This window comes from Actinocrinis sp. (assembly GCF_035946395.1).
Taxonomy (GTDB): Bacteria; Actinomycetota; Actinomycetes; order Streptomycetales; family Catenulisporaceae; genus Actinocrinis.
The window spans coordinates 1-3,631 of sequence record NZ_DASYZI010000201.1 but is presented as its reverse complement, the minus strand read 5'-3'; the positions used below and the strand labels follow the sequence as shown (position 1 = coordinate 3,631).

The 3,631-nt window shown below is 71.6% G+C and carries 2 protein-coding genes and 2 pseudogenes; 1 reads left to right on the top strand and 3 read right to left on the bottom strand.

Annotation, left to right across the window (positions count from 1 at the left end):
- Together VGS97_RS12605 and VGS97_RS12600 are read right to left on the bottom strand one after the other, a co-directional pair.
- Window positions 1-456: pseudogene (locus VGS97_RS12605) on the bottom strand (hypothetical protein); the annotation flags it as partial.
- Window positions 453-2,294 carry an ABC transporter ATP-binding protein gene (locus VGS97_RS12600; RefSeq protein ID WP_326853585.1) on the bottom strand — a complete coding sequence of 614 codons (1,842 nt, stop codon included), beginning with the start codon at window positions 2,292-2,294 and terminating at the stop codon, window positions 453-455. The pseudogene VGS97_RS12605 and the gene VGS97_RS12600, both read right to left, overlap by 4 nt.
- A 375-nt stretch (window positions 2,295-2,669) precedes the next feature.
- On the opposite strand from VGS97_RS12600, the gene VGS97_RS12595 reads away from it, so the two are divergent.
- The gene (locus VGS97_RS12595) at window positions 2,670-3,320 is read left to right on the top strand and encodes a TIGR03085 family metal-binding protein (protein ID WP_326853584.1); all 651 of its coding nucleotides are present in this window, start codon (window positions 2,670-2,672) and stop codon (window positions 3,318-3,320) included.
- A gap of 70 nt (window positions 3,321-3,390) precedes the next feature.
- Here VGS97_RS12595 and VGS97_RS12590 read toward each other — a convergent pair.
- A pseudogene (locus VGS97_RS12590) lies at window positions 3,391-3,631 on the bottom strand (aldehyde dehydrogenase (NADP(+))); the annotation flags it as partial.

The following is a 3,631-nucleotide window of genomic DNA, read 5'->3' as shown; positions in this document are numbered from 1 at the left end:
GAGGGCGGCGAGCAGCGCCATGACGCGTACCTCGCCGACGTCCACACCGCCCGGCGCGTCGAAGCCGTTGTCCACGGCCTGCTGCACCGCGATCGGGATGACGATGCGGCCGGTCGTGGCGATCACCGCGAGCAGCATCGTAACCCCGATGCCGCGCGTGAACTCGGGCGAGAGCCGCAGGCCCTCGCGCAGGATGGCGAGCGCGCCGCCGGAGGCCTCGCGCACCGGCGGGAGGGGGGTCGCGGCGGGCGTGGGTGCGGTGTCATCGAACACTGCGTCATCAAACGCAGGGTGATCAAACGCAGGGTCATCAAACGCAGCGCCATCGAACGCTGTGTTGTTGGCCGCTGTGTTGTTGGCCGCCGCGCCGTCGAGCGTTGTGTCATGGGTTGTGTTGTTGATCGCTACGCCATCGATCGCCGTGTCATCGAAGGTGGCGTCATCGAGCGCTGTCACGCGGCTGCTCCTTCGAGGTCTTCCGCCGTCGCTTCGCCGGCGTCCTCGGCGGCACGAGCGTAGGCGGTGATCAGGTCGCGGTAGCCGACACTGCGTTCGAGCAACTCCTCGTGGGTGCCCCGGTCCGCGATGACGCCGTCGTCGAGGAACAGCACCTCGTCGGCAAGTGCCACGGTGGCCCTGCGATAGGCGATCACGATGACGGTGGCGCCGAGCGCGCTGTCCTTGAGTCCGCCGAGAATCGCCGCCTCCACGCTCGGGTCGACCGCCGAGGTGCAGTCGTCGAGGATCAGCAGCCTGGGCCGCCGTACCAGCGCCCGAGCCAACGCCAGGCGTTGGCGCTGGCCGCCGGACAGGGTCGTGCCGCGCTCGCCGATCACCGTGTCGAGGCCGTCCGGCAGCGCGTCGACGAACCGCTCGGCCTGCGCGGTCCGCAGCGCCGCGCGCAGTTCGGCCTCGGAACGCTCCTCGCCGAGCGCGATGTTGGCGCGGACGCTCTCGCCGAACAGAAAGGTCTGCTGGGCGACCAGGGCGACCGCGTGGGGCACCTCGCCGCGGGCCAGGTCGCGCAGGTCGGCGCCGTCGAGCCGGATCGCGCCGCCGGTCGGGTCGGCCAGACGGGCGAGGAGGGTGGCAAGGGTGGACTTACCAGCGCCGGTCGCGCCGACGATCGCGACGGTGCGGCCGGGTTCGATGCGTGCCCCGACCCCGCGCAGCACCGGCGCGTCGGGCGCGGATTCGTAGGCGAATTCGAGCCCGACGACGTCCACGGCGGCTGGGCCCGCGTCGCGGGCGAGTCTCCGGTGGCCGTATTCGGTGTGCTCTTCGGCACCGAGGACGGCCTGCACCCGGCGGAATCCGACCACGCCGCGCGGCAGGTCGCCGAGGACCCAGCCGATCGCGCGGATCGGGAAGGCGAGCAGGGTGATCAGGTACGCGATGCTGACCACGTCGCCCGGCCTGGTCTGCCCGGCGGCCACGCGGGTCGCGCCGAGCAGCAGGACCGCGAGCACGCCGAGGTTGGGCAACGCTTCGAGCATCGGGTCGAACAGCGAGCGTGCGCGCCCGGCGTGGATGTTGGCGTCGCGCAGCGCGCGGGCACGCTCGGCGAAGCGCTCGGTCTCGGAGTCCTCCCGGCCCAGGGTCTTGACGACCAGCGCGCCGTCGAAGGACTCGTGTGCGACCTCCGCGACGTGCGCGCGCAGTTCCTGGGCGCGGGCGAAGCGGGGACCGGCGTACCGGGTGTAGGCCGTGTTGAGCGCGATGACGGCCGGCAGGAGCAGCACGCCGACCAGGGCGAGCACCGTGTCGGTGAGGAACATGTCCACCACGGCCATCAGCAGCATGACGACGACGCCGAGGCTCATCGGCAGCGGGTGCATCGGCTGGAACGCCATCTCGATGTCGGAGTTGGCGTTCGAGAGCAGCTGGCCGGTGGGGTGGCGCTGGTGCCAGCTCAGCGGCAGCCGCAGGTACGCTTCGCCGACCTTGCGCCGGTAGTCGGCCATCGCGCGGAAGGCCGTGATCGCCGCGAGTATCCGGCGGCCGAAGATCCCGATGACCTTCGCGACCGCGACACCGACGATCAGCAGCCCGGCCACGGCAAGCCCGCCGCCGGGCGCCGAGCCGCTGTGCAGGTCGGGCAGCACGACGTGGTCGGTGGCCCAGCCGACGGCCCAGGCCGCGCCGACGGTCATCGTGCCGTACAGGGCGCTGCCCGTGACCGCGCCGGCGAACACGCGCGGCGCACTGCGGATGCCGACGGCGAGGATGCCGAGGCCTTGGCGGAAGGTCGGCTTGGACTGGACCGCTTCGGACAGATCGAGCGGAACGGACAAGGCGGTATCGGCTCGGCGGCGTCGGCGGCTGAGCAAGAGGCCCCCCTCGGTTCTGGTGCGCGTGTGGGTTACCGCGCACGTGAAGCCCACAAGACTCTAATGTGCAACGCCACTCGCGTATAGGAGATTTCCGCGCGCCACCCCTTACCCGCTCGCAGCGACGCGCTTTGACACGGTCATCGCCTCCACGGGTGCGATAACGGTATCCTTCCCGGCGAGCACAGCTGCATGGGGACTCTCGAACTTGACCGTGGCCTTCATGGGCGGCTGTAGGCTCGCCCGCCGCTGCGCGTCGGCCAACCCTGTGCCGCCGGCCGCGGTCAAGTTCGAAGAAGGTGCATGGGTCGGCTGGAACGCGAGACAGCGGGAGGCACCATGGGCGGGTTCGCAGCGGTTGAGCGCTACGCGCTGGCCGACACTTTGATCCGCGTCGGGCCGGATGCGCCGACGCTGTGCACGGGATGGAGCGCCGCCGATCTGGCGGCACACTTGGTGATCCGGGAGGCGCGGCCGCTCGCGGCGATGGGAATCGTCGTCAAGCCGCTGGCACCGCTGACCAAGCGGGTGCAGGAGGCCACCAGGGCGCGCACCCCGTACGCGACGCTGGTCGAGCGCGTCCGGCAGGGGCCACCGCTCTGGTCGGTGTTCCGGCCCGGCCCGATCGACACCGCGGCGAACACCTTCGAGTACTTCGTGCACCACGAGGACCTGCGCCGCGCCGTCGGCGACGGACCGCGCGAGCTGGAGCCCGACCAGTCCGACGACTTGTGGGAGCGGCTGCGCAGGCAGGCTCGGCTGATGTTCCGCCCTGCGCGGGTGGGCGTGACCCTCGTACGCGCGGAGAACAGCGGCAGCCCGCGGCAGACGGTCGTGGCCAAGGCGGCCACACCGCTGATGGTCACCGTCACCGGCCCGGTCGGCGAACTGGTCCTGTTCGCCTTCGGCCGTAAGGGCGCCGCCCGGGTGCAGCTCACCGGCGACGACGCGGCTGTAGACCGGCTGCGTGGGACCAAGCTCGGCATCTGACGGATCGTCTGACCGTGTGATCTGACGCCTCGTCGGCCGGCGGCCCCGCGCGTGTCGCTGCTGCCGCGTACTAGCGCAGGTCCTCCGGCAGCAGCTCCGGCGGGAAGTCCTGGTAGACGACCGGCACGAGCCAGCGGTCGATTGCCGTCGCGCCGACCGACGTGAACGAGGGCATCGTCGTCGCGGGGAACGGACCGCCGTGCTGCTGGGCGTGGGTGACGGCGACGCCGGTCGGCCAGCCGTTGAAGATGACCCGCCCGGCGCGCTCGGCGAGCGTCCTGCCCACCAGCCGCGCCTCCTGCACGTCGTCG

Bases quoted from the DNA above. Each gene is read 5' to 3' on its own strand.
- VGS97_RS12595 (WP_326853584.1), top strand. From the start codon at position 2,670: ATGGGCGGGTTCGCAGCGGTTGAGCGCTACGCGCTGGCCGACACTTTG.